Below are 26012 nucleotides of genomic sequence, written 5' to 3'. Positions count from 1 at the left end.
GTGGTTGCAGCAGCGGCGGGGTCTGCGATCTCTGGCGTGATTGGAACGGACGGCAGCGTCTGGGTGTGGGGCAAGACCACCCACCTGGCCACAGGCGCCCCGGACAAATCCACGACTCCCGTGCGGGTGACGCTGGCGAATGGGGCACCATTCGATGCTGGCCGGGTGGGTGAAGCCCCCGGCACCTTTGCCGGAGGGCAGGATGGCCCCCTGAGCAACGTCACGGTGGACGTGGGCGCCCTGATATCGCCATTGCACCGCGGCAAGACGGGGCGGGTCTATGTGGCCGCACTCGCCGGATCGACGGCCCTCTTCCTGGGCCCGAACGGATGGGCGCCCTACACCGGAGGCGTCTTCCCGGCGGACGGACGTGGCCCGCTGCCCCGCACGGTGCCCGTGAACATTGCGTCCGGCCTGAACTTCAGCGGGCTGGAGGGTGTGCAGTTGGTGGTGGGGTACGGTGTGGGTGACGATGCCACGGCCGCAGCGGAGATGGTCCGTGCCGGCCGCTACAAGGTCGTCCACACGCTGAACTGAGCGGCACACCGTCGCTCGTTGGGTCGCCCTGCGGCGCTGTAGCAAGCGCCGTCAGCGGCTTTCCGTCGGATTGTTCGATTGGATGCAAATCCGTACCAGAGCGGCGGCGGACCCACTGTCCGCTTTGCCATGGCGTTCAGTGCTTGTGCGCACCCTGGGCCGCAGCTGGCGCTGCGGCGTTGAGCGGTCGCACGGGGGCCTTGACCTCCACCGATTCGCGCTTGCCGTCCTTGCCCTCGAAGACCAGGGTGATCGGCACCGTGTCGCCCTCTTTCACCTGCTGCTGGAGGTTCATCAGCATCACGTGGTAACCGCCGGGTTGGAGGTTCACTGCCTTGCCGGCGGGCAGCTCGACGGCGGGCACCTGGCGCATGCGCATGACGTTGTCCTGCATGGCCATCTCATGGACCTCGACGGCGCTCGTGAGCGGGGAACTGGCAGACACCAGTCTGCTGTCCTTGGCGGCCTGGATCTGCATGAAGGCGCCCGTGGCCTGCTGCTGGGGCACGGTGGCGCGCACCCACGCGTCCTTGACGGTGACCTGGGCGAAGGCCGGGATGGCGAGCGCGGCGAAGCAAGCGGCAGCCAGAATGGATCGTTGGATGGAATGCATGGGAATGGTCTCTGTGGATGGAAGGGGTTTAGGCGGAGTGCAGCAACTGGCGCAGGTCGTCGGCGCAGTCCTTGGCGCTTTGTTCGTGGCGCAGCACCAGGCGCGGCTTGCCTTGCGGGTCGAAGACATAGCTGAACGCGGAGTGGTCCATGGTGTAGGACGCGCCCGTGGGCACCTTCTTGTAATAGACCTTGAACTCCTTGGCTGCCGCGGCCGTCTGCTCCAGGTCGCCATACAGGCCGATGAAGCTCGGATCGAACACCTGCGTGTAGGCGCCCAGCACGGTCGGGTTGTCGCGCTCGGGGTCGATGGTGATGAAGACCACCTGCAGCCGATGGCCGTCGTCGCCGAGCAGGCGGCGGATCTCTGCCGCACGGGTGAGGGCCGTGGGGCACACGTCGGGGCACTGCGTGAAGCCGAAGAACAGAATCACCGCCTTGCCCCGGTAGTCGGCCAGTGTGCGCACCTGGCCCTGGGCATCCTTGAGCTGGAAATCCCGGGCGTACTCGGCGCCGGTGATGTCCATGCCCTTGTAGGCCACTGGCGCCTTCTTGCAGCCGGCGAGCGATGCCGCCAGCAGGGGCGCGAGCGCCAGGGCCAGCAGGCCGCGGCGGTGGTGGGAGGGGCCCGGCGCTGCGGCAGCGGCCAGGCGTGGTGGTGTCGATGGGGTGTTCATGGGGGTACGTATCGAGGATCGGACGGCGGGCTACCGCCGAGGCGCGCACCGGCGCCGCCAAGGCGCGGTGGTTACCGCTCAAAGCGCGCGCATGCCCTGGGTGGGCACGCAGCAGCGCAGGTGTCAGGCGAGGGAGGTCGGTGGCCCGCGGGCGGGCAGGGGGGCGCCAACGATGGCAGCGATGGTGGCAGCCACAGTGGGCGCGAGCATGTGCGCCAGGGGCCCATGGTGCTGTGCATGCTGCTGCACGGGTGGCGGCGGTGCGCTGGCGCCCAGGCACATGGCGCAATCGAGGGTGTGCTGCCCGAGCGCGGTGGCGCCGCCGTCATCGCCCACCACCACCAGCTTGACGGTGCTGCCCGTGGTGCAGACCATCTGCAGGGCCTGGGGGTGGACGATGGGCGACGCGATCGCCGCGCCCACGGTCAACACGAACCACGCCAGGATCAGGCGGGCCAGCAGTGACGAGGTGCGCAGCGCGTGCATGGCCGCATTATCGTCCCGGGCCCCTGCGCGCGGGTGGGGGTGGGGCAATTTGTCCCAGGCCCCGGGGTAGATGGGTTCAGCGCGCTGCCTGCCTGCCGCGCCCCACGGCCAGCACCATCAGCACCGCTGCCAGTACCAGGGCGCCACTCAGCAGGTACAGGCTGAGCGTGAAGCCGCCGGTCGCTGTCTTGATGGCGCCCACCATCACCGGCGCCACCACGCCGGCCGTGCCGCCAATGGTCGTGATGAGGGCGATGCCCATCGCCGCAGCGTTGCGGCTCAGCAGGCTGCCGGGCACGGCCCAGAGGATGGCGAAGGCGCTGGAGATGCCGACCGAGGCCAGCGACAGGCAGGCCACTGCGGCCACCGGGCTCTGCATGAACAGGGTGGTGAGCGACAGCCCGGCCGCGCCGATGCAGGCCGTCACCGCGAAATGCCAGCGCCGCTCCTGCCGTCGGTCGGAATGCCCGGCGATGAGCAGCGTGGCCACGATGCCCGTGACTGCCGGAACCACCGAGTACAGACCTATCTGCATCACCGACAGGCCCATGGACTGCAGCATGGTGGGCTGCCAGAACGACATGGCGTAGATGCCCAGGATCACCAGGAACGAAATGAAGCCCAAGAGCCACACTTGGCCGTTGCGCAAGGCGCTGCCAAAGCTGCTGCGCGCATCTGCGCCGTTGGCGGCCTGGTCGCGTGCCAGATCGTCCTGCACCTGGCGCTTTTGCGCGGGCGTGAGCCAGCGGGCGGCCTGTGGCCCGTCGTCGAGCAGCTTGTAGGCCAGCACCGCGAGCAGCACACTGGGAACGCCTTCCACGAGGAACAGCCATTGCCAGCCATGCAGCGACAGCACGCCGTCCAGGTAGGTCATGCTCGCGCCCGCCAGCGGCCCGGCGACGATGGGCGCCGCGCCATAGGCCATGAAGAACAGCGCCGTCACCTTGGCGCGCCGCTGCGAGGGGAACCACAGCGTGAGGTAGAACAGCACGCCCGGCGCGAAGCCCGCCTCAAACACCCCCACCAGGAAGCGCAGCACGTAGAACTGGGCCGGCGTGGTCACCCACAGCGTGGCGGCCGAGGCCAGGCCCCACAACCCCATGATGCGCAGCAGCGTCAGCCGAAAGCCTACGCGCGCCAGCAGCATGTTGCTCGGTATCTCGAACAGCGCATAGCCGATGAAGAAGATGCCCGCGCCCAGGCCGAACACCGCGTCGCTGAAGCCCAGGTCGCTCTTCATCTGCAGCTGGGCATAGCCGATGTTGGTGCGGTCCAGGTAATTGAACACATAGCAGGCGAACAGCACCGGAATCAGCCGCCAGGCGATCTGGCGGTAGGTGGCGTCGTCAGCCGCAGTGGCGGGCGCTTGCGAGGCACCCGCATCGGTGGGAAAGATGGCAGCGGGGGAGTTCATGGCGTTTGTCTCTTGTTGTCTGTTTTGTGGGGAGAAATCGAACCGGTTCAGGTGGGCCGCTGCAGCACGCCCGAGGCGGTGGCGCCCCACAGGTGGCTGGTAGGTGCCCCCGGAAACAGCCAGTGCGGCGAGCATTCGCTGGACGGCACCACGTTGCTGAAGCCATGCGTGGCCGAGGTGCCCGCGATGGTCTTCTCCAGCACCATCGACAGGTACTGGTCGACGCTGCCCTCCTGGGTGTTGCCGTTCAGGACCACCTCGGAGCCGGTGGCCTTCGCATAGCGGCGTATGCCGTTGTGGCGTGAGGCCTCGGGCGCCCAGCTGTCGGCGCTCACGCCGTTCTCGCTGCTCACGCGGATACCGTCGCCCGTGCGGTACACCAGCGAGTGGTTGCCCTCGGTATGGCCCGGCGTGTGCACCAGCGCGATGCCGCGCCCCAGTTGCACGCTGCCGTCGAAGGCCACGATGCGTTCGGGCGCCACGCCTTGCAACCCCTCGGGGCAGTACCAGTCGGCCTGCGTGGGCAGCAGGCCGGCCACGCTGGCCAGCTCCTGGCGGTGCACCAACAGGCGGGCGTTGGGCAGCAGGCCGCGCTCGCTGCCCGTGCCCAGCCAGCGGCGCAGGTTCTGGGTGTGCAGGTGGTCGTAGGTGATGAAATCGATCTGCTCCGGCGCCACGCCCACCGAGGCCAGGGCCTGCAGCACCGTGCCGTAGACCGGCGCGATCACGCCGTGCAAAAACTTCGGGGTCTGCTCGCTCAGGCGCTTGAAATAGGGTGTCTCTCTGCCCGTCTCGAAATCGGCGGGGGTGAACAGCAGGTTCCTCAGTTGGCCCTCGAAATCCTCGAACTGCACCAGCACCGTGCGTGCCAGCAGGTGCACCATGTGAGGCTTGAGCAACTGCTGCGAGTACACGCCGTTGAAGGCATACCAGGCCGGGTAGGGGATGCGCAGCAGGTCGAAGCTGCGCGCATAGCGCACGGCAGGTTCGCCGAGAAAGCGCTCGCGGAACTGCTCGCCCGCGCGGCGCAGCGCGCGCAGCCGGTCCTGCGGCGTGGGAGCGCTGCGTGCGCCGTCGAAGTCGGCCACGGGCTGCAGCAGGCTGGCCGGCGAGAGGGGTTCGGTCATCATGTTCATAAGGTCTCCTCAGTACAAAGAGCGGCCGCCCGAAATGTCGAAGACGGCGCCGGTGCTGAACGAGCAATCGGCAGACGCCAGCCAGGCCGCCATGGCGGCCACCTCGGCCGGTTCGACGAAGCGGGCCATGGGCACGCGCGACAGCAGGGCCTGGTGCAGCTGGGCGCGGTGTTCTTCGGGAACGCCGTCGAACACGCCGGTCTCGGCCGCCGACGGGGTGATGCAGTTCACCAGCACCCCGGTGGTGGCCAGCTCCTTGCCCAGCGACTTGGTCAGCGCGATCAGCCCGGCCTTGGAGGCCGAGTACGCAGCGTTCAGGCCATTGCCTTCCTTGCCCGCGACCGAGGCGATGTTGACCACGCGCCGCCCGACCGCGGGCGCGCGCTGACCGGCGATATCTGCCAGCATCTGCGGCACCAGCGCGCGGCAGCACAGGAAGGCGCCGGTGAGGTTGGTGTCCAGCACCGCACGCCACTGGGCCGCGCTGTGCTCCCAGGTGGGCACCAGCGGGCCGAGCACGCCGGCGTTGTTCACGAGCACGGTGGCCGGGCCCAGGGCTGTGGCGCTGGCCTGGGCGGCAGCCGTTACGGCGGCCTCGTCGCGCACGTCGGCGGCTGCGGTGAACATCCGACCCGGGGCGTCCAGCGCCTGCGCTGCGCCCTGCAACTGGCGGTCGCTGATGTCCCACAGCGAGACGCTGGCGCCCTCGTGCAGGAAGCGGCGTGCAATCGCCAGGCCAATGCCCTGGGCCCCGCCGGTCACCACCGCGTGGTGGCCCTGCAGGCGCCCGCTCATGCCGTGGCCTGCTCGGGTACCGATGTCTTGCCGGAGGTGGCTGCCTGGCCGCCGAGCAGCGAGCCGATGATGCCGGGCAGCGCGGCCGGTGGCACGCCCACCAGCAACTGGCGCAGCATGGTCAGCGTGTCGAAGTACACCCGCTCGCAGACCAGGTTCTCGGCCTCGTCGAAGATGAACAGCGCGATCATGCGGCAGCGGAAGGTGTTGCCTGTGGGGGGCAAGGCAGCGAGCGGGCCCTTGTGCGTGCCCAGCAGCCAGAACTCCACGATGACCGAGTCGCCGGCATGGCGCAGTTCGATGATTTCGTGCCGCTGGTCCGGGAAGGCCTGGCGCGTGGCGGTGTAGTAGCGGCGCACGTCCTCGTTGCCGTCGTGCACTTCGCCGGTGGGGATCAGTTCGTAGTGCGGGTGCGGAAAGGTGCCGAGCACGGCATCGAAATCCTGGCGGGTTTCGTCGGCGAAGTGGTCGAGCACGGTCTTCTCGCGGCGGGCATTGCGTTCGGTGGTGGGGGTGGTCATGGGGGCGTCCTTCAGGTCGATGGCGGTTCAAGGAGTGCGGCGACCCGAGGGGCCTGCCGCGCGCCGGTCCACTATCCGCAGGCCGCACTGGCGAGACTGTCCGGTGTTGGCAATTGGGGGGTGGTACAAACCCGGGGATGTCCGCTGCGCGTCGCCATGGCGACCTCCCTTGCCCACACAATGGCTGCCGCCAGCCATCTCGCCCCCAGGTGCACTCCATGCCTTCCCAGCCCGAACCGGCACCCGATACCGACCTTCCGGCCCACCTCGGGCACCGCGCCGACGAGCGATTGCGCTTGCCGCAGGAGGTGCAGGACGCCCTGCTGCAGGTGGCGCACCGCCGGCAACTGCAGCGTGGGGATTCGCTGTTCCTCAAGGGGTCGGCTCCCGACGCGCTGTTCGGCATGGTGCAGGGCGCGCTGCGCGTGAGCGTGGCCGCGCCGGACGGGCGCGAGGCCGTCATCGCCGTGCTGGAGCCGGGCCACTGGTTCGGCGAGGTCTCGCTGTTCGTGGGCCAGCAGCGCGTGTACGACACCTGCGCGGTGGAGCCGTCGGAGGTGGCCGTGGTCCAGGCGGCGGATTTCCACCACCTGATCGCCACGCAGCCGGCGCTGCACATGGCCTTCACGCGGCTGGTGTGCCTGCGGCTGCGCCAGGCCCTGGCCTGGATCGACGACGCCATCCTGCAGCCGCTGTCCGTGCGGCTGGCGCACCGGCTCGTGATGCTGGACAGCCGGCCCGCCAGCGCGGAATCCACCACGGTGGTGTTGGCCGTGTCGCAGGAGGATCTGGCCTTCATGCTCGGCGTCTCGCGCCAAAGCATCAACCGCCAGCTCAAGCAATGGGAAGAAGAGGGGATGCTGCGTGTGGGCTACCGCGTGGTCGAACTGCTCGACCGCGAACGCCTGGCCTGCTATGCCGCACAGCCCGCGTGATGCCGTCCGTCAGTCTGCCCCGGGCGGGTTGTCCCGCGCCGCGTCAGGTTCCAGTGCCTTGATCACCATGCGGCAGATCAGCTCCTCGGCCTTGCCGTAGTCGCGCTCGGTCAGCGCCGGCTTGCCCAGCAGCAAGGCGAACTGGGCTTCCTGCTCGGCATAGGCCTGGGTCACCGACCAGATGATGAACATCAGGTGCGTGAAGTTGACGCGCGCGATGCGGCCCTCGCGTGCCCAGCGCTCGAAGGTACGCACCTCGGCCTTTAGCAGCGGCCCCACCCGCGCGGCGATGGCCTTGCCATAGCGTGGTGCACCGGCAATCACCTCTTTGGTGAATACCTTTGCACCATTGGGGCGCTCGCGCGAGTAGCGCAGCTTGGCGCGGATGTAGCGGCGCAGTGCCTGCTGGGGGTCGTCGCTGTGCGACAGGTCTTCCATCCCCGCGAGCCATTGGGTCAGCACGTCGTCCAGCACGCGCTGGTACAGCGCTTCCTTGTTCGGGAAGTAGTACAGCAGGTTGTGCCGGCTGATGCCGATGGCCGCCGCGATGTTCTCCAGAGAGGCGCCCTCGAAGCCGAACTGCGCGAAATGGTTCTCCGCCTCGGTCAGGATGCCCTGCTCCTTGAGCAGGCGCGACGCGGTGGGCGCCTTGGCGGCGGTTTCCGCAGCGGGGGCGGTCGCCGGGGGGCTGGGGGCTTCCGGGCGCCGCCGGGCGGAGGCGGAGGGGGGCTGTCGGGCGTCGGTCATTGCACCATTGTGTGTCAATGTGGCTGGCAAAAGCCTGGCATGCGGCTTGCTGTAGGGATTTTACTAATTGGTAAATTTTTACTGGTTGGTAAATTCAACAGCCAGCAGGGCACCGGTGCAGCCAAAGCACCGGGCACCTGCAACCCCTAGCGAGGCCCACGATGAAACCTCCGGAATTTGCGGCTGCATGCCCTTGTGCATGCACTGTTTGCGCAGCCCCCTGCCGCCGTCCGTGCGGATCGGGCCACGCCGCTGCGTTGCCGGCGTGCAGCGCCCCTGCCCCCACCCTGACCCTGCCGGAGGAAATCTGATGGACACACCCGCAAGCCACGCCTGCGGCATTCATGCCGCACGCCTGAACCTGGCCGACTACGCCACCCGCTTCGGCGACGCCCACCCGCCGCTGACGCGCCCGCAGGCGCTGATCGAGGCCGAACGCTGCTACTACTGCCACGATGCGCCTTGCGCCACGGCCTGCCCCACGGGCATCGACATCCCCTCCTTCATCCACCGCATCGCGCAGGACAACAACCGGGGCGCCGCCCGCGCCATCCTGGAGGCCAACCCCCTGGGTGGCATGTGCGCCCGCGTCTGCCCCACCGAGGTGCTGTGCGAGCAGGCCTGCGTGCGCAACACCAATGAGGACAAGCCGGTCGAGATCGGCTCGCTGCAGCGCTACGCCACCGATGCCTTCTTCGCCAAGCCCGGTGCCCCGTTGTTCCAGCGTGCCGCATCCACCGGCAAGCGCATCGCCGTGGTCGGGGCCGGCCCCGCAGGCTTGGCCTGCGCCCACGGCCTGGCGGTGCGCGGCCACGACGTCGTGCTGTTCGACGCCCGCACCAAGCTCGGCGGCCTCAACGAATACGGGCTGGCCAGCTACAAGACCACCGGCAACTTCGCCCAGAAGGAAGTCGAGTGGCTGCTGTCGATTGGCGGCATCGAGGTGCGCACGCACCAGTTGCTGGGCCGCGACATGACCCTCGACAGCCTGCTGGCCAGCCACGACGCAGTGTTCCTCGGCCTGGGCCTGTCGGGCGTGAACGCCCTGGGCATCGCCGAGCCCACGGCCACCGGTGTGCGCAATGCCGTGGACTTCATTGCCGAGCTGCGCCAGACGGCTGACCTGTCAACCCTGCCCGTGGGGCGCAGCGTGGTCGTGATCGGCGGCGGCATGACGGCGGTGGATGCCGCCGTGCAGGCGCGCAAGCTCGGTGCCGAGGAGGTGACGATTGCCTACCGCCGCGGGGCCGAGAGCATGTCCGCCTCGCACGTCGAGCAGGAATGGGCGCAGACCAACGGCGTCACCATCCGCCACTTCGCTGCGCCCAAGGAGGTGCTCAGTGCCGATGGCGCTGTGACCGGGGTGCGCTTTGCCGCCACGGCACTGGAAGGCGGCCGGCTCATTGAAACCGGTGAGAACTTCGTGATCCCGGCCGACATGGTGCTCAAGGCCATTGGCCAGACCTATGTGCCCGAGCCCGTGGGCCAGGCCATCGCGCTCACCGGCGGGCGCATCGCTACCGACGCGGACGGCCGCACCAGCCTGGCCCGGGTGTGGGCCGGCGGCGACTGCCGGGCCGGGGGGCGCGACCTCACCGTGGAAGCCGTGGAGCACGGCAAGGTGGCCGCCATCTCGATCCACGCCGCACTGGCCGCCTGAGCGCCGTTCAGCCGCCATCACCGCACATCACCGGAGCACCACACCATGGCCGACATCCGCAGCAATTTTCTGGGCATCAGCAGCCCCAACCCCTTCTGGCTGGCCTCGGCGCCCCCCACCGACAAGGAAGTCAACGTCACCCGTGCCTTCGAGGCGGGCTGGGGCGGCGTGGTCTGGAAGACCCTGGGCGAGGACCCCTCGGTGGTCAACGTCAACGGCCCGCGCTACGCCACGCTGATGTCGCAGGACCGGCACGTGATCGGGCTGAACAACATCGAGCTGATCACCGACCGGCCGCTGCACACCAACCTCGAAGAGATCAAGCGCGTCAAGCGCAACTGGCCCGACCGGGCCATGATCGTCTCTCTCATGGTGCCCTGCGAGGAGCAGAGCTGGAAGAGCATCCTGCCCCTGGTCGAGGACACCGGGGCCGATGGCATCGAACTGAACTTCGGCTGCCCGCACGGCATGAGCGAGCGCGGCATGGGCGCCGCCGTGGGCCAGGTGCCCGAGTACATCCAGATGGTCACGGCCTGGTGCAAGCACTACAGCCGCCTGCCGGTGATCGTCAAGCTCACGCCCAACATCACCGACGTGCGCCACCCCGCGCGCGCGGCCAAGGCCGGTGGGGCCGATGCGGTGTCGCTGATCAACACCATCAACTCCATCATGGGCGTGGACCTGGACCGCATGACCATGAGCCCCAGCACCGACGGCTGGGGTTCGCACGGCGGCTACTGTGGCCCGGCCGTCAAGCCCATCGCCCTGAACATGGTGGCCGAGATCGCACGCGACGCGCAGACCGCCGGCCTGCCCATCAGCGGCATCGGCGGCATCACCACCTGGCGCGATGCGGCCGAGTACATCGCGCTGGGCTGCGGCACGGTGCAGGTGTGCACCGCGGCCATGGTGTACGGCTTCAAGATCGTGCAGGACATGTGCGACGGGCTGTCCAACTTCATGGACGAGCGCGGCTACAAGACCATTGAAGACTTTAAGGGCCAGGCCGTGCCCACCGTCAAGGACTGGAAGAACCTCAACCTCAACCACATCGACAAGGCCGTCATCAACCAGGACGCCTGCATCCAATGCGGCCGCTGCCACGTGGTCTGCGAGGACACCTCGCACCAGGCCATCACCTTCACCAAGGAGGGCGGCGTGCGCAAATTCGAGGTCAACGATGCCGAGTGCGTGGGCTGCAACCTGTGCGTCTCCATCTGCCCCGTGCCCGAGTGCATCACGCTGCGCAGCCTCGCGCCCGGCGAGGTGGATGCGCGCACGGGCAAGGTGGTCACAGGCGAGTACGCGAACTGGACGACCCACCCCAACAACCCCCAGCGGGTTGCTGCGTGATGCAGTGCCTGGCGGACAGCGCACCCCGGTGCTGCGCTGCATCTGGCGCAGTGCGCTGTGCGCCGGTAGCATCGCTCGCTTCCCCTGGAGCGTGAACTTGCTCCGTCCCGCCATCTGCCTCCCACCGGAACGCCGGATCCGGCAGCGGCTTGTGTGCAACCCCAAGAAGTAAATATTTCACAGAGGAGTAAAGGCATGAACCACAGTACCGGCAGCGCCGCCCATGGGGCGGGGCATCTGCCCGGCGCAGCGTCCAATCCGCTGGCCAACGAAGATCTGCTCCCCACCACGCAGGCGCAGCGCCACTGGGCGTGGAAGGACTATGCCGCCCTGTGGGTGGGCATGGTGGTCTGCGTGCCCACTTACACCATGGCCAGTTCCATGCTGGACCAGGGCTTCACCTGGCAGATGGCGGTGTGGCTGGTGTTTTTGGCCAATTGCATCGTGCTGATTCCCATGGTGCTCATCGGCCGCGTGGGGCCGCGCTACGGCGTGCCGTTCCCGGTGCTGGCGCGCGCCTCTTTCGGCGTCAAAGGCGCCAACCTGCCGGCCGTGCTGCGCGGGCTGGTGGCCTGCGGCTGGTTCTCCATCAACTGCTACTTCGGCGCGCTGGCGCTGCACGGCTTCCTGAACATCCTGGGCATGGGGCTCGCGGGGCCGGCCGACGGGCAGACCATCAGCACCTCGCAGTTCACGTGCTTCCTGGCGTTCTGGGCGGTGCACCTCTGGTTCATCTGGAAGGGGCCGGAATCCATCCGCTTGCTGGAGGTGATCGCCGCGCCGCTGATGGTGGGCGCCTCGTTGCTGCTGGTCGTGGTGCTGATGATGAAGGTGCCCGCTGGCCAACTGTTCAACCTGCCCGCCAAGGTGGTGGAGGGCGGGCCCAAGACCTGGGCGGCGCTGACCGGGCTGGTGGGCTTCTGGGCTACGCTGGCCCTGAACATCCCCGACTTCACGCGCTTTGCGCGTTCGCAGAAGGACCAGGTCATCGGCCAGGCCATCGGCCTGCCCATTCCCATGGCCCTCTTCTCCATGGTGGGCGTCATCGGCTTCTCGGCCTCGGCCATCCTCTACGGCAAGGCGCAGCTGTTCCCTGACGGCCTGCTCACGCAGATGGGCAGCGTGGCCGCCGGCATCGGCCTGCTGGTCATCCTGCTGGCCAACCTGACCACCAACGTGGCGGCCAACCTGGTCTCGCCCTCGTACGACTTCAGCCAGATCGCGCCATCGAAGATCAGCTTTCGCATGGGAGGCATGATCGCCGCGCTCATCGGCCTCTTGTTCATGCCCTGGAAGCTGCTGGCCACCTCGGGCGGCTACCTGTTCACCTGGCTCGGCGGCTACGGCACGCTGCTGGGTGCCATCGCCGGCATCCTGCTGGTGGACTACTACCTGGTGCGCAAGGGCGAGCTCAAGGTGGACGACCTGTACCGCCGTGGTGGCGAATACGAGTACAGCAATGGCTGGAACATCCATGCGCTGGTCGCGTTCTTCCTGGGCGTGCTGCCCTGCCTGCCCGGTTACCTGGCGGTGTCGGGCGTGCTCGACAAGGGCTCCGTCCCGGGCCTGCTGCAGTCGCTGTTCGACTTTGGCTGGTTCTTCAGCCTGGCTGTCGCCGGCACCTACTACTACCTGACCGCGAAGAAGAAATGACGTCCTGCCCTGCAGCGGCCTCACCCGGCCTGCTGCGGGCCTGCGGCCTCGGCCACCCCAGCAACCCCTGAAGGAGAACCCCATGAGCCAAGCCCTTGTGATCCGCGGTGGCACCGTGGTCAATGCAGACCGCGAGCAGCGCGCAGACGTGCTGTGTGTGGATGGCCGCATCGTGGCCGTCGGGGAGGGGGCGGCCGCGCAGGCGCCTGCGGGCGCGCAGGTGCTCGACGCCAGCGGCCAGTACGTGCTGCCCGGCGGCATCGATCCGCACACCCACATGCAGCTGCCGTTCATGGGCACCGTCACCATGGACGACTTCTTCACCGGCACGGCCGCGGCCCTGGCGGGTGGCACCACGAGCATCATCGACTTCGTGATCCCCGACCCGCAGGAGTCGATCATGGACGCCTACCGCAAGTGGCGCGGCTGGGCCGAAAAGTCGGCGGCCGACTACAGCTTCCACGTCGCCATCACCTGGTGGAGCGAGCAGGTGCGCGCCGACATGGGCACGCTGGTGCAGGAGGAGGGCGTGAACAGCTTCAAGCACTTCATGGCCTACAAGAACGCCATCATGTGCGACGACGAAACCCTGGTGAACAGCTTCAAGCGCGCGCTGGAGCTGGGCGCCATGCCCACGGTGCATGCCGAGAACGGCGAGCTCGTGTACCTGCTGCAGCAGGAGGTGGCCAAGATGGGCATCACCGGCCCTGAGGGCCATCCGCTGTCGCGCCCACCCATGGTCGAGGCCGAGGCCGCCAACCGCGCGATTGCGATTGCCGACGTGCTGGGGGTGCCCATTTACGTGGTGCATGTGAGCTGCATGGAATCGGCTGACGCCATTGCCCGTGCCCGCGCGCGCGGCCAGCGGGTGTATGGCGAAGTGCTGGCCGGCCATCTGTTGATCGACGACAGCGTGTACCGCGACCCCGACTTTGCCAAGGCCGCCGCCTATGTGATGAGCCCGCCGTTTCGCCCCAAAGGGCACCAGGAGGCGCTCTGGCGCGGTCTGCAGTCGGGCCAACTGCACACCACGGCGACGGACCACTGTACCTTTTGCGCCGCTCAGAAGGCCATGGGCAAGGAAAGCTTTGCCAAGATCCCCAACGGTACGGGCGGTGTGGAAGAGCGCATGGCCGCCATCTGGGATGGCGGCGTCAACACCGGGCGCTTGACGCCCAGCGAGTTCGTGGCCATCACCTCGGCCAACGCGGCCAAGCTGTTCAACATCTACCCGCGCAAGGGCTTCATCGGCGAGGGCGCCGACGCCGACCTGGTGCTGTGGGACCCCGAGGGCACCAAGACCTTCTCGGCCAAGACCCAGCACAGCAAGGGCGACTTCAACATCTTCGAGGGTCGCACCGTGCGCGGCATTCCGAGCCACACCGTGAGCCAGGGCCGCGTGGTGTACGCCAACGGCGACCTGCGCGCCGAGCAGGGCCAGGGCCGTTACCTCAAGCGCCCGGCCTTCGGCGCCAACTTCCAGGCCGTGCAAAAGCGCGCCCAGGACCTGGCACCCACTGCGGTGGCCCGCTGACAGAACCGATCCGGAGAACACCATGGACACCAAAGTCAAGACTGACATCGACAGCCTGCGCATCAACGGCGAGCGCCTGTGGGCCTCGCTCATGGAGCTGGCGCAGATCGGCGCCACGCCCAAGGGCGGCGTGTGCCGCCTGACGCTGACCGACTTGGACAAGCAGGGCCGCGACCTCGTCACGCGCTGGGCGCGCGAGGCCGGCATGGCGGTCACCATCGACCAGATCGGCAACGGCTTCATGCGCCGCCCGGGGCGCAACAACAGCCTGCCGCCCATCATGACCGGCAGCCACATCGACACCCAGCCCACGGGCGGCAAGTTCGATGGCAACTACGGCGTGCTGGCCGGCATCGAAGTGGTGCGTACTTTGAACGACCACGGCATCGAGACCGAGGCGCCGATCGAGGTGGCCTTCTGGACCAACGAAGAAGGCTCGCGCTTCGTGCCGGTGATGATGGGCTCGGGCGTGTTCGCCAAGGCCTTCACGCTGGAGCATGCCTACGCCGCCACCGATACCGAGGGCAAGACCGTCAAGGGCGAGCTCGAACGCATCGGCTACATCGGCGAGCAGGTACCAGGCGACCACCCCATCGGCGCCTACTTCGAGACCCATATCGAGCAGGGCCCGGTGCTGGAGGACCACGACAAGACCATCGGCGTGGTCACCGGCGTGCTCGGCATCCGCTGGTACGACTGCACCGTGACCGGCATGGAGGCCCATGCCGGCCCCACGCCCATGGCCCTGCGCAAGGATGCGCTGCAGGTCGCCACGCACCTGATGCAGGAGGTGGTGGCCTGCGCCCACCGCCACCCGCCGCACGGGCGCGGCACGGTGGGCATGGTGCATGTGCACCCCAACAGCCGCAACGTCATCCCGGGCCAGGTCAAGTTCAGCATCGACCTGCGCAATGCCACCGACGCGCTGTGCGAGAGCATGGACCAGGACATCCGCGCCGTGGCCGCCAAGCTCAGCGCCGACACCGGCCTGCCGATCGTGATCGAGCAGGTCTCGGCCTACCCGGCGCAGGTGTTCCACGCCGACTGCGTGGACGCCGTGGCGCGCGCTGCCGCCAAGCTGGGCTACTCCAACATGCCTGCCGTTTCGGGCGCGGGGCACGACGCCGTCTACATGGCGCGCCTGGCGCCCGCCGGCATGGTGTTCATTCCGTGCAAGGACGGCATCAGCCACAACGAGATCGAGGATGCCAAGCCGGAACACATCACGGCAGGGTGCAACGTGCTGCTGCATGCCATGCTCGAGCGCGCAGGCACCTGAGCATGCCCACCCTCGCCCGCGTTGTGGCTGCGCGACACGCCGGGCGGGTTTTACATTTGTCGTTGGAGCGGGCCCCGGTGGGAGGCTGCCTGGCCTCCTGCCCCGGTGCCAGCGGCTTGCGCAGGCAGAGGCGCCTGCCGTGCAAATGTGACAAAACCGTGACAAATCGAGGTTTTGATTAAAAATCGGGCAGCGCGGGTGTATCTTCTGGTTACGTCTTGTTCCGTATCCTGAGAGAGAAAGCCTGCCCATGAAATTGCGAACCCGAATCCTATGGCTGTGCGCGGCCACCCTGCTGGGCCTGGTCGTGCTCTCCGCCGTGGCCTTGACCACGCTGTACCAGTCGATGATGAAGGAGCGCACGGCGCAGCTGTCCAACCTGGTGGTGCTGGCCCATGCGGCGGCGCAAAATGCCCATGACCAGGAAAAGAGCGGGGCCCTTTCCAAGGAGGACGCGCAGAAGGAAGCCAAGCGCAACATCGGCAGCTTCGTCGACAAGGACAAGTACTTCTTCGTGCGGGGCTTCACCGACGACGTGAATTACGTGCACCCCAACCCCAAGCGCATCGGCATCGTCGATGAAAAGGGCGGCAAGGAAGCCGGCGTGCGCTACCGCGCCGCGTTGCAGGGCAAGACCATCGGTACGGTGATCGCCAAGGGCACGCGCCCCGGTGCCAAGGACGAGGTGGAAAAGCTCTACGCCATCATCAAGTTCGAGCCCTGGGACTGGACCATCGGCTTTGGCGACTACATCGACGACATCGACGAGGCCTTCTGGCGCAACACGGCCATCCTGCTGTCCATCGGCGCTGTGCTGATGCTCATCGTCGCGCTCATGGCCTGGCAGATGCTGCGCACGCTGGTGCACCAGCTCGGCGGCGAGCCGCAGTATGCGGCCGACGTGGTCACGCAGATCGCCGAGGGCAACCTGGCCGTGGAGGTCATCACCCAGCCAGGCGACCAGACCAGCATCCTGCACGCCATCCGCGCCATGCGCGACAACCTGGCCCACCTGGTGCGCCAGGTGCGCGACAGCACCGATTCGATCAACACCGCCTCGGCCGAGATCGCTGCCGGCAACGGCGACCTCTCGGGCCGCACCGAATCACAGGCGAGTGCCTTGCAGGAGACGGCGGCATCGATGGAGCAGCTGACCTCCACCGTGCAGCAGAACGCGGCCAACGCACGCCGCGCCGATGAGCTGGCGCGTGCTGCCTCCGACATGGCTGTGCGTGGTGGCGACGTGGTGCAGCAGGTGGTGGGCACCATGGGCTCCATCGACCAGTCCTCGCGCAAGATCGTGGACATCATCAGCGTCATTGACGGCATCGCCTTCCAGACCAACATCCTGGCGCTGAATGCCGCCGTGGAAGCGGCGCGCGCGGGTGAGCAGGGCCGTGGCTTTGCCGTGGTGGCCAGCGAAGTGCGCAGCCTGGCGCAGCGCAGTGCCGCCGCCGCCAAGGAGATCAAGGGCCTGATCGACGACTCCGTGGCCAAGGTCGGTGTGGGCACCCAGCTCGTGGAGCAGGCCGGCTCCACCATGCGCGAGGTGGTCGACGGTGTGAAGAACGTGACCACCATGGTGGCCGAGATCAGCGCTGCCAGCGCCGAGCAGAGCGCCGGCATCGCCCAGGTGAACCAGGCCATTTCGCAGATGGACCAGGGCACGCAGCAGAATGCCGCGCTGGTCGAGGAGGCCCTGGCGGCGGCCCAGTCGCTGAGCCAGCAGGCCGTGGCGTTGGCGCAGACCGTGGGGCAGTTCCGCGTGGCCTGATCCGGGGCAGGCCCTCACAAAGGCAGGGTTCGCCCTGCCTTTTTTCGTTTCCAGGTGCTATGCGGGCCGGGCGGAGCCGGTCAGCCCCAGAAAATGGTCCAGCATGTGGAAATGGTCCTCGAAGAACTCCTCTTCCATGCCCGCCAGTTCGGCAATCGGCGTCCACTGCACCTGCTGGGCGTCGTCATCGGCCTGCACGGTGGGGAACGGGGCCTGGCCCAGGTCGAAGTAGTGCGCATGCGTGAGCGTGCGCCCGCGCTGGCTGCGGTCGGGGTGGTCGAACACGGCCACGGATTGCAGCGCGGCGCGCATGGTGCCTTCGGGCAGCTTGCAGTGGGTCTCTTCCACCAGCTCGCGCAGGCACGACTGCCACACCGTCTCGCGCTGCTCGATGAAGCCGCCGGGCACGGCCAGTTGCCCCTTGCCTGGTGCATGGGCGCGGCGGATCAGCAGCACATGGTCCTGGCAGCGCAGCACGGCGTCCACGGTCACGAACACGGGCGGGTAGGGCGCTGCAGACCAGGCCTCGCGGTAGCGGCGCAGCATGCGCCATTCTTCCTGCAGCGCCTCGAAGTGTGGCGTCAGTGCAAAGCTTTCAAGAAAGTCCAGCGTGCTTGCAGGCATCTCACCCGCCAGATCGTCGAGCTCTGTGCGCACGGTGGTCGGCGTGGCGCCGAAGTAGGCGTCGCGGATGGCGGTGGCGTCGATGCGGCCCTGGCGCTCCATGTTGATCAATTCCCAACCTGGGAAGGCGCCCAGGTAGCTGCTGGTGGCGTCCTTGAAGTGGCCCACCAGGCCGATGCGGCCGGCCGCAGGCGCAATGCGGGCGACGCCCTCGCGCACAGCCTGCACCCACACGGCTTCGTTGTAGTAGTCGCGCACCGGCAGCACCTGCACACGGGCACGGTCGGCCTCGGGCAGGGCCTCGCGCAGCATCTGCTCGCGCTCGCCGGCAGTGAAGGGGTTCTTGGGCGAGCGGGCCTGCCAGGCCGAGCCCATGACCACGATGACCTGGCGCGCGCTGTCCAGCGCGTGCTGCAAAAGGGCCATGTGGCCCTGGTGGACGGGCTCGAAGCGGCCGATATAGAGGGCGGTGTCGTACATGGGGTGCATTGGATCAGACGTAGCGGGCAGCGATCGGCATCTGCCGCCCGCTGCCGAAGGCGCGCGCACGCACGCGCACGATGGGGGGCGCCTGGCGGCGCTTGTATTCGTTGCGGGCGACCATCATGCGCACGCGCTGCACTAGCGTGCGGCCGTCGTCACCCTGTTCGAGTTGCTGTACGAAGGCCAGGGCGGCATCGTACTCGGCAGGTGCCAGGCGGTCGCCCTCGATCAGCATCTTCAGGACCTCGTCGAGCACCGGGTAGGGCGGCAAGCTGTCCACGTCGCGCTGGTTGGGGGCCAGCTCGGCCGAGGGCTCCTTGTCGATGATGGCCTCGGGTATCAGCTCACGGCCCGCATGCGCGTTGATGTGGCGCGACAGGGCGAAGACCTCCGTCTTGTACAGGTCGCCAATCAGCCCCAGGCCACCGTTGGTGTCGCCGTACAGCGTGCAGTAGCCCACCGAGATCTCCGACTTGTTGCCCGTGGTGAGCAGCAGGTGGCCGAAGGCGTTGGAATACTCCATCAGCACCGTGCCGCGGATGCGCGCCTGCAGGTTCTCGAGCGGCAGGCCTTGCAGCACCTGACCAAAGCTGGCTTCGAACTGCTGCGCATAGACGGCCACCAGGTCGGCGATGGGGTGGGTAAGCAACTGCACGCCCAGGTTCTGGCACAGGGCCACCGAGTCGTCCACCGAGCCGCTGGATGAAAAGCGCGAGGGCATGGTGATGCCCACCACGTTCTCGGGGCCCAGCGCCTGGGCAGCGAGCGCCAGGGTGAGCGCGCTGTCGATGCCGCCCGAACTGCCCACCACCACCTGCTTGAAGCCGCAGCGCCGCGCATAGTCCGACAGGCCCAGCATGATCTGCTGGCGGTAGAACTCCATGGTGGGGAGGCCCTGCGCGGGCACGGGCTCGGGCGTCTCCCCTTCGGCGGTGAGGAAGCGCCCGTTGTCGAACTGCAGGGTGCGCACGTCCTCCACGAAACGCCGGGCCTCGAAGACGATGCCGGCCTCGGGCTCCACCGCGAACGATGCGCCGTCGAACACGATCTGGTCGTGCCCACCGATCTGGTTCACGTACAGGATGGGCAGGCCGTTGCGGCGCGAGGCGTCGCCAAAGATCTGGTGGCGCTGCTCGCGCTTGGCGATGTGGCTGGGGCTGGCGTTGATGCTCACCACCAGATCGGGCGCGGCATCGCGCATGCGGTCGAAGGGGTTGGTCGCGTAGTCGGCGCCACTGTCGTTCCAGCCGTCCTCGCAGATCAGCAGGCCCACCTGGGCATTGCCGATGCGCAGCACCTTGGCCACGTCGGGGCCCGGCTCGAAGTGGCGGCGTTCGTCGAAGATGTTGTAGGTGGGCAGCAGCTGCTTGGCATAGCGCAGGCGCACCTCGCCGGCTTGCAGCACCAGCAGGCTGTTGTGCAGGCGCTTGCCGGGCCCTTGCGCGGGCGTGGGCGCGCCCACCACCCAGTGCAGGCCGGGCAGCTCGGCCGATGCCTGCTGCAGCGCGGCCAGCCCGGCGGCCACGCGCTGCTGGAGGGCGCTTTCGTCGAGCATGTCGCCTGGGTAGTAGCCGCACAGCGCGAGTTCGGTGAAGACCACCAGATCGGCCCGCTCGCTGGCGGCCTGGCGCGCGGCGGCGACCATGCGCGTGACGTTGCCTTCGATGTCGCCGACGGTGAAGTTGAGTTGGGCAAGGGTGATGCGGAGCATGGAAATCCTCGGGATTGCTTACGCCTTCACATTGAAGACCTGGCGGAGATAGGCAAGGAAGGTGTCATCGTCGCACAGCGTCTTGCCGGGCGTGTCGGAGAGCTTGGCCACGGGCTGGCCGTTGGCGCGGGTGAGCTTCATCACGATGTTCAGCGGCGTCTGCCCCATGTCGTTGGTGAGGTTGGTGCCGATGCCGAAGCCCAGTTGCGTGCGGTCGCCGAAGTGCTGGTACAGCGCCAGGGCGCGCGGCAGGTCCAGCCCGTCGGAGAACACCAGGCGCTTGGTGTGTGCGTCGATGCGCAGGCGCGCATAGTGGGCCAGGGCCTTCTCGCCCCAGGCCACCGGGTCGCCTGAGTCGTGGCGCAGGCCATCGAACAGCTTGGCGAAGTACAGGTCGAAGTCGGCCAGGAAGGCGTCCATGCCCACGGTGTCGGTCAGCGCGATACCGAGGTCGCCCCGGTATTCCTGCACCCACTCTTCGAGGGCCGTGTTCTGGAAGTCGCGCAGCCGAACGCCCAGGGCCTGGTAGGTCTGCAGGTACTCGTGGGCCATGGTTCCGATGGGCACCAGGTTCAGGTCGCGCGCCAGCAGCACGTTGGATGTGCCCTTGAACCACTGCGGTGTTTCCTGGGCGAAGGTCTGCACCACCTCGCGCTGCCAGGCGCCGCTGTAGCGCCGGCGCAGGCCGAAGTCGAACAGCTCGAACGGGTGCTGCCGCGTGGCCTGCTGTGCCAGGTCCTTGAGTGTCTGCACCTTGGCGGCCAGGCGGCGGCGGCCTTCGGCGAGGGCCGCGTTGGGGTCAAAGCGGCGAAAGTACAGCTCGTTGACGATGGCCAGCACAAAGATCTCGAAGCCCATCACGTGCACCTGCGGGCCGCGTGCCACGATGTGCAACTGCCCGTCCTCGGCAGACGCCTCGATGAAATTGCGCTGGAACTGGAAGATGCGCAAAAAATCGATGAAGTCGCTCTTGATGTAGCGCAGCCCGCCCACGTAGGCCAGTTCGTCGGGCGCGAAACGCAGCGTGCACAGGTGGTCGAGTTCGGCGTTCACGTCGGCCAGCAGATCGGTGAGCGGGTAAGCGCTCTGGTTGCGGCAGACGAAGCGGTACTCGCTCTGCGTCTGCGGGTGGCCGTGCAGCAAGGCCTGCCACATGGTGAACTTGTAGAGGTCGGTATCGAGCAGGCTGTGGATGACGTGGTCGGACATGGTTGGATCCTCAGAAATGGTCGGTGCTATGCGCCAGCTGCACGCCCTGCGCGCGCATGGCGTCGAGAAAACCGGTGTGCTCGGCCTCGAAGCCGCCCACGGGGCTCATGCAGTCGGTCAGCAGGGTGATGCGCGCGGGCGTCCAGCCTGGCTGCAGCCGCGGCAGCTGCTGCACGATGTGTTCGGTGGTGGCGCGCACGCAGTGGCTGCTGGCCTCGCCGGCGATGAACACCCGGTCGGCAGTGCCCAGCGCTGCAAGCAGGCGGGTGTTCAGGGCGGTGTCCGGGTCGTCCGTATCGGGCACCTCGGCTTGGATGGCGCTGTAGTGCTCGGTGAAGGGATTGGTGCCCTTGAACACGTTGCGCACCGCGCGCTGGCGTTGCAGCTGCCACTCGCCGCAGGCAGCCAGCACTTCGGCGTGCACGCCGTGGCCCCAGCTGCCGATCTCGCAGTGCACGGGCCACACCATGTGGATATAGCGGCCTTGCTGTTCTAGCGCGTCCAGGTACTGCAGGGTGCGCGGCAGCAGAGCACCATTGCGGGGCGCGAAGGCGCCGGCGCGCACCTGGGCTGCCGTGATGGGCGTGAACGCCGCCACGGCCCGCCCATCCGTCTGCTGCCAGTACCCGGGGTGGGCGATGTCGAACTGCTGGTGTGAATCGAGGGTGATGGTGATGCCGTCGAGCAGTGCACCGCAGGCACGGACGAAGGCGGCCGTGCGCTGCATGTCGGCATGGGCCCCCGCGACCGGCAGCGAGGGGGCGCTGCGTATGCCGGTGACCGGGTGGGCGGGTTGCCAGGCAGCGGGCAGGTCGCAGAAATCGTTTTGCGGGTCGATCACCAGAAACTGGGTGGTGTGTGCCATGGTTCTTGTCCTTGTCTGTCGGTGGCGCCAGTGTAAATCAGTTAATTCAACTGTGCAACTAAGTTGCTTAAAGCCAATTCCGAATGCGTGGCCGGATGACCGGATCGCGCCCCAGGGTGGAGAGGGTGTTCCACCCAGCACGCCCCTGGGCGAATTTCATTGGACCGGGCGTGCAAAATCTGGCACAAACGAAAACTTTGTGTCTTGTTGCAATGGGCCTTTCGGTCCTGGGATGCGCACGACACCACCACGATGGGGTGCGCCGCGGGCTGCCAAGGCTTGCTTGCCATCCGTCATACATGCTGGCTACAGTCGGCTACGAGGGTTATCCATGTCATTGCGGCTCAAATTCAATCTGGTGCTGGCCTGCGTGCTGCTGGTGGCGGCGGCAGGCACGGGCCTGTACGTGCACCGCTTTCTGCAGAAGACGGCCATCGAGGAGGTGCAGCACAACTCACAGTTGATGATGCACGCAGCGATGGCCATCCGCGACTACACGACCGAACTGGTCAAGCCGCACCTCGATGTAACGCTGGCCGAGCAGTTCCTGCCGCAGACGGTGCCGGCCTTTGCCGCCACCGAAACGCTGCGCCGGCTGCAGAACCGCTTTCCGGGCTACGAGTACAAGGAGGCGGTGCTCAACCCCACCAATGTGCGCGACCGTGCCAACGAGTGGGAGGAGCGCATCGTCAAGGATTTCCGCGAAGGCCGTGCAGACCTCAAGAAGGAAGTGACCGGTGAGGTGGGCGAGGGCATGCACCGCACGCTGTACGTGGCGCGCCCCATCACGATCAAGCAGGCGCAGTGCCTGGCCTGCCACAGCACGCCCGCTGCTGCGCCCCCAACCATGCTCAAGATCTACGGCGACAAGAACGGCTTTGGCTGGCAGATGAATGAAACCATCGGCATCCAGGTGGTGCGGGTGCCCATGTTCTACCCGCTCGAGAAGGCGCGCACGACCTTCAACACCGTGATGACGGCGCTGGCGGGCAGCTTTTTGCTGCTGTTCGCGATACTGAACCTGTCGCTGTCGTCGCTGGTGATCGAGCCCATGGCACGCCTGAACCGCAAGCTCGAAGACCTGGCGACCAAGGACTTTCTGACCGACCTGGTGAACCGCCGCAAATTCTTCGAGCGGCTGGAGGCCGAGATGGCCGACACGCGCATCAAGAAGAGCAGCCTCTCGGTCGTGATGTTCGACATCGACTTCTTCAAGCGCATCAACGACACCTTCGGCCACGATTCGGGCGATGTGGTGCTCAAGGCCACGGCCTTGCGGGTGCGCGAGCTGCTGCGCTCGTCCGATTGCGCGGCGCGCTTCGGTGGCGAGGAGTTCATTTTGCTGCTCAAGGAAACGCCGGTTGACGCTGCCATGGCCATGGCCGAAGCCGTGCGCGCACGCATCGCCACCGTGCCTTTCGACGCGGTGGGCCATGTGAGTGCCAGCTTCGGTGTGGCCACCTGGAACCAGGTGGAAGATGCGCACGCGCTGATCAAGCGCGCCGACACGGCCCTGTATGTGGCCAAGTCCAGCGGCCGCAACTGCGTGGTGCAGGCCAAGGACGCGGTCTGAAACCAGGGCTCGCAGCGCCACGGCCAGATTAGGCCGTGGCTGCCTTGGCCTCGTCGTAGTCGGTCAGGTAGTCGCCAGCGAGCGAGGTCTTCTGCTTTTCGGTCAGCAGCTTGCCGGCCATCTGGAAGAAGCGGTGTTCCTCTTCCTTGAGATGGTGCTCCACCTTCTCGGCCAGTTTTTTCGCCAGAGGCAGCCAGGCAGGGGTGGCGGGGTCGGCTTTTTCCAGGGATTCCACCAGCTCATCGATCTGGTGGTGCTCCGAAATCGCGTGGCGCGACAGGTCCATGCCGGCGTCGAGCTGCATCAGCGGCGCATAGAAATTCCGGTCTTCGGCCAGCTCGTGGGCTGCCAGTTCGGTCTTGAGCTGCAGGAACAGTTCCTGCCGTTCGGGCGTATCGCCACTGGTTTCTGTCAGGCGGCGGTACAGGTTGCGCTGCAGCTCGTGGCTCTCGCGCAGGGCTTCAAAGATATTCTGTTGGCTCATGGGGATCCTTGGCAGTGAGGGGTGCAGGCAATGCGGCTTACTTGAGGGCCTTGTGGGCCGCACCGACACCGATGGCCGCCAGGACCACGAAAATCACGGCCAGCACCAGGAACAACACGAACAGGATCTTGGCAATGCCTGCCGTGCCCGCCGCCACGCCGGTGAAGCCCAGTGCACCGGCAACCAGCGAGATCAGGGCAAAAATGATGGCGTACTTGAGCATGTTGGTTCCTTGCAGTAGGGGCAGCATCTGCTGCGAATTAGATGTGACTGAAAGATACCGGAGTGGCCGTGCTGGGAGCGTCGGCAGGTGCGGAGTGTGGGTGTAGGAGAGCGCCGATCCGATGGAGCTCGGGCCCGGAAACGACAAAGCCGCAGCGCGGTGAGCGCTGCGGCTTTGTTTTACAGAAGTTTCCCGAAGAGGGGGAGCGCCGGGCATACAGCCCTGCTGCTGCACGCAGTGCAGCAGCCTTGTCCGTACTTTGGTCTGCGTTCACATCGCTTACGCGATATGAACTTCGCCCGAAGACCGAAAAACCGCGCTATTTGCGCGGCGGGCTTACAGCCCGGCTGCTGCGCGAAGCGCAGCAGCTTTGTCGGTCTTTTGGTCTGCGCTCACATCGCTGGCGCGATATGAGCTTCGCCCACGTGCGGAAAGCCGCGCTGGTGCGCGGAGGGCTTACAGCCCTGCTGCTGCACGCAGTGCAGCAGCCTTGTCCGTACGTTCCCAGGTGAACTCGGGTTCTTCGCGGCCGAAGTGGCCGTAGGCGGCGGTCTTTTCGTAGATCGGGCGCAGCAGGTCCAGCATCTGGATGATGCCCTTGGGGCGCAGGTCGAAATGCTCCTGCACCAGTGCGGCAATCTTGTCGTCGGGGATCACGCCCGTGCCTTCGGTGTAGACGGTCACGTTCATGGGGCGTGCCACGCCGATGGCGTAGGCCACCTGGATCTGGCACTGGCGCGCCAGGCCGGCGGCGACGATGTTCTTGGCCACGTAGCGTGCGGCGTAGGCGGCCGAGCGGTCCACCTTGGTTGGGTCCTTGCCGCTGAAGGCGCCGCCGCCGTGGGGGCAGGCACCGCCGTAGGTGTCGACGATGATCTTGCGGCCGGTCAGGCCGCAGTCGCCTTGCGGGCCGCCGATGACGAAGCGGCCGGTGGGGTTGATCAGGTACTTGGTGTCCTTGAGCCACTCGCTGGGCAGCACGGGCTTGATGATCTCTTCGATCACGGCCTCGATGAAGCTGGCCTTCATCGTCTTGGCGGTTTCGCTCTGGTCGGGGTGGTGCTGGGTGGAGAGCACCACGGTGTCGATGCTGTGTGGCTTGCCGTCCACATAGCGCATGGTCACCTGGCTCTTGGCATCGGGGCGCAGGAAGGGCAGGCGCCCGTCCTTGCGCAACTGGGCCTGGCGCTCCACAAGGCGGTGCGCATAGTAGATAGGCGCGGGCATCAGCTCGGGCGTTTCGTCGCAGGCGTAGCCGAACATCAGGCCCTGGTCGCCGGCACCGGTGTTCAGGTGGTCGTCGCTGGCCTGGTCCACGCCCTGGGCGATGTCGTTCGATTGCTTGTCGTAGGCCACGAGCACGGCACAGCCCTTGTAGTCGATGCCGTAGTCGGTGTTGTCGTAGCCGATGCGCTTGATGGTGTCGCGCGCGACCTGGATGTAATCCACGTGGGCGTTGGTGGTGATTTCACCCGCCAGCACCACGAGGCCGGTGTTGGTCAGCGTTTCGGCGGCGACGCGGCTGCGGGGGTCCTGCTTGAAGATCGCATCGAGGATCGCATCCGAGATCTGGTCGGCCACTTTGTCGGGGTGGCCTTCGGAGACGGATTCCGAGGTAAAAAGAAAGTCGTTCGCCATTTGAATAAACTCCTGTGTTCCGGCATTTGGGGCGTTGCCCTCACCCCGAAGGAGCTTTGGCGAACGCTTTAGCAGATTTATTTAACGTC

Annotated in this window: 24 protein-coding genes; 9 read left to right on the top strand and 15 right to left on the bottom strand. The window is 67.0% G+C overall.

Features of this window, described 5'->3' with window-relative positions; all coding sequences use genetic code 11:
• Positions 1-537 (top strand): hypothetical protein (locus ASE31_RS26035; protein ID WP_235514770.1); only part of this gene is annotated, 537 nt, incomplete at its 5' end.
• A 136-nt stretch (positions 538-673) separates the two neighbouring features.
• Here ASE31_RS26035 and ASE31_RS26030 read toward each other — a convergent pair.
• From ASE31_RS26030 to ASE31_RS26000, 7 genes are all read right to left on the bottom strand, one after another.
• Complete coding sequence (locus ASE31_RS26030; protein ID WP_057205199.1) at positions 674-1150, bottom strand: copper chaperone PCu(A)C; 477 nt, start codon at positions 1148-1150, stop codon at positions 674-676.
• A 28-nt stretch (positions 1151-1178) separates the two neighbouring features.
• Positions 1179-1826: an SCO family protein gene (locus ASE31_RS26025; RefSeq protein ID WP_057205197.1), complete on the bottom strand. Its 648-nt coding sequence runs from the start codon at positions 1824-1826 to the stop codon at positions 1179-1181.
• Positions 1827-1949: 123 nt separating this feature from the next.
• Positions 1950-2312, bottom strand: coding sequence for a hypothetical protein (locus tag ASE31_RS26020; RefSeq protein WP_057205194.1), 363 nt, complete (start codon positions 2310-2312; stop codon positions 1950-1952).
• Between the two features lie 76 nt (positions 2313-2388).
• The gene (locus tag ASE31_RS26015; protein ID WP_057205193.1) at positions 2389-3726 is read right to left on the bottom strand and encodes an MFS transporter; all 1338 of its coding nucleotides are present in this window, start codon (positions 3724-3726) and stop codon (positions 2389-2391) included.
• Positions 3727-3773: 47 nt separating this feature from the next.
• Entirely contained in the window at positions 3774-4862 is a 1089-nt protein-coding gene (locus ASE31_RS26010) for a hypothetical protein (protein WP_057205191.1), read from the bottom strand.
• A gap of 9 nt (positions 4863-4871) precedes the next feature.
• Positions 4872-5657: an SDR family NAD(P)-dependent oxidoreductase gene (locus ASE31_RS26005; protein ID WP_057205189.1), complete on the bottom strand. Its 786-nt coding sequence runs from the start codon at positions 5655-5657 to the stop codon at positions 4872-4874.
• Entirely contained in the window at positions 5654-6178 is a 525-nt protein-coding gene (locus ASE31_RS26000; RefSeq protein WP_057205188.1) for an ester cyclase, read from the bottom strand. Before ASE31_RS26000 ends, ASE31_RS26005 begins: the two co-directional genes overlap by 4 nt.
• A gap of 218 nt (positions 6179-6396) precedes the next feature.
• On the opposite strand from ASE31_RS26000, the gene ASE31_RS25995 reads away from it, so the two are divergent.
• Entirely contained in the window at positions 6397-7113 is a 717-nt protein-coding gene (locus ASE31_RS25995) for a Crp/Fnr family transcriptional regulator (protein WP_057205186.1), read from the top strand.
• 9 nt (positions 7114-7122) lie between these two features.
• Here ASE31_RS25995 and ASE31_RS25990 read toward each other — a convergent pair whose 3' ends face one another.
• Positions 7123-7860, bottom strand: a complete 738-nt coding sequence (locus ASE31_RS25990) for a TetR/AcrR family transcriptional regulator (RefSeq protein ID WP_057205185.1) — start codon at positions 7858-7860, stop codon at positions 7123-7125.
• 310 nt (positions 7861-8170) lie between these two features.
• Here ASE31_RS25990 and ASE31_RS25985 point away from each other — a divergent pair, with 310 nt between their 5' ends.
• From ASE31_RS25985 to ASE31_RS25960, 6 genes are all read left to right on the top strand, one after another.
• Positions 8171-9520: an NAD(P)-dependent oxidoreductase gene (locus ASE31_RS25985; RefSeq protein ID WP_057205182.1), complete on the top strand. Its 1350-nt coding sequence runs from the start codon at positions 8171-8173 to the stop codon at positions 9518-9520.
• Between the two features lie 45 nt (positions 9521-9565).
• A complete protein-coding gene (gene preA, locus ASE31_RS25980) occupies positions 9566-10873 on the top strand; it encodes an NAD-dependent dihydropyrimidine dehydrogenase subunit PreA (RefSeq protein ID WP_057205180.1) in 1308 nt (435 codons plus the stop codon).
• A 195-nt stretch (positions 10874-11068) separates the two neighbouring features.
• On the top strand, positions 11069-12526 hold the full coding sequence (locus ASE31_RS25975) for an NCS1 family nucleobase:cation symporter-1 (RefSeq protein WP_057205178.1): 1458 nt from the start codon (positions 11069-11071) through the stop codon (positions 12524-12526).
• Positions 12527-12608: 82 nt separating this feature from the next.
• Positions 12609-14060 carry a dihydropyrimidinase gene (gene hydA, locus ASE31_RS25970; RefSeq protein WP_057205176.1) on the top strand — a complete coding sequence of 484 codons (1452 nt, stop codon included), beginning with the start codon at positions 12609-12611 and terminating at the stop codon, positions 14058-14060.
• Positions 14061-14082: 22 nt separating this feature from the next.
• Entirely contained in the window at positions 14083-15339 is a 1257-nt protein-coding gene (locus ASE31_RS25965; protein ID WP_057205173.1) for a Zn-dependent hydrolase, read from the top strand.
• 250 nt (positions 15340-15589) lie between these two features.
• Complete coding sequence (locus ASE31_RS25960; protein WP_057205170.1) at positions 15590-17113, top strand: methyl-accepting chemotaxis protein; 1524 nt, start codon at positions 15590-15592, stop codon at positions 17111-17113.
• A gap of 57 nt (positions 17114-17170) precedes the next feature.
• On the opposite strand, the gene ASE31_RS25955 is transcribed toward ASE31_RS25960, so the two are convergent.
• From ASE31_RS25955 to ASE31_RS25940, 4 genes are read right to left on the bottom strand one after another with little or no spacing between them, the layout of a single operon-like run.
• Positions 17171-18217 carry a bifunctional nicotinamide-nucleotide adenylyltransferase/Nudix hydroxylase gene (locus tag ASE31_RS25955; RefSeq protein ID WP_057205167.1) on the bottom strand — a complete coding sequence of 349 codons (1047 nt, stop codon included), beginning with the start codon at positions 18215-18217 and terminating at the stop codon, positions 17171-17173.
• 13 nt (positions 18218-18230) lie between these two features.
• Positions 18231-19931, bottom strand: a complete 1701-nt coding sequence (locus ASE31_RS25950) for an NAD+ synthase (protein WP_057205166.1) — start codon at positions 19929-19931, stop codon at positions 18231-18233.
• Between the two features lie 18 nt (positions 19932-19949).
• Complete coding sequence (pncB, locus tag ASE31_RS25945) at positions 19950-21140, bottom strand: nicotinate phosphoribosyltransferase (protein ID WP_057205163.1); 1191 nt, start codon at positions 21138-21140, stop codon at positions 19950-19952.
• A 10-nt stretch (positions 21141-21150) separates the two neighbouring features.
• Entirely contained in the window at positions 21151-22005 is an 855-nt protein-coding gene (locus ASE31_RS25940; protein ID WP_057205160.1) for a hypothetical protein, read from the bottom strand.
• Between the two features lie 331 nt (positions 22006-22336).
• Here ASE31_RS25940 and ASE31_RS25935 point away from each other — a divergent pair, with 331 nt between their 5' ends.
• Positions 22337-23578: a diguanylate cyclase gene (locus tag ASE31_RS25935; RefSeq protein ID WP_057205158.1), complete on the top strand. Its 1242-nt coding sequence runs from the start codon at positions 22337-22339 to the stop codon at positions 23576-23578.
• A gap of 28 nt (positions 23579-23606) precedes the next feature.
• Here ASE31_RS25935 and ASE31_RS25930 read toward each other — a convergent pair whose 3' ends face one another.
• The 3 genes from ASE31_RS25930 to metK form a co-directional block, all read right to left on the bottom strand.
• Positions 23607-24062: a hemerythrin domain-containing protein gene (locus ASE31_RS25930; protein ID WP_057205155.1), complete on the bottom strand. Its 456-nt coding sequence runs from the start codon at positions 24060-24062 to the stop codon at positions 23607-23609.
• Positions 24063-24099: 37 nt separating this feature from the next.
• On the bottom strand, positions 24100-24285 hold the full coding sequence (locus ASE31_RS25925) for a DUF1328 domain-containing protein (RefSeq protein ID WP_057205152.1): 186 nt from the start codon (positions 24283-24285) through the stop codon (positions 24100-24102).
• Between the two features lie 456 nt (positions 24286-24741).
• On the bottom strand, positions 24742-25923 hold the full coding sequence (gene metK / locus ASE31_RS25920) for a methionine adenosyltransferase (protein ID WP_057205150.1): 1182 nt from the start codon (positions 25921-25923) through the stop codon (positions 24742-24744).
• Positions 25924-26012 lie beyond the last annotated feature (89 nt).

This window comes from Acidovorax sp. Root217, from assembly GCF_001428645.1.
Classification (GTDB): Bacteria; Pseudomonadota; Gammaproteobacteria; order Burkholderiales; family Burkholderiaceae_C; genus Acidovorax.
Note: the sequence above shows the minus strand (reverse complement) of the source record. Positions and strands in the feature narration are given on the sequence as shown.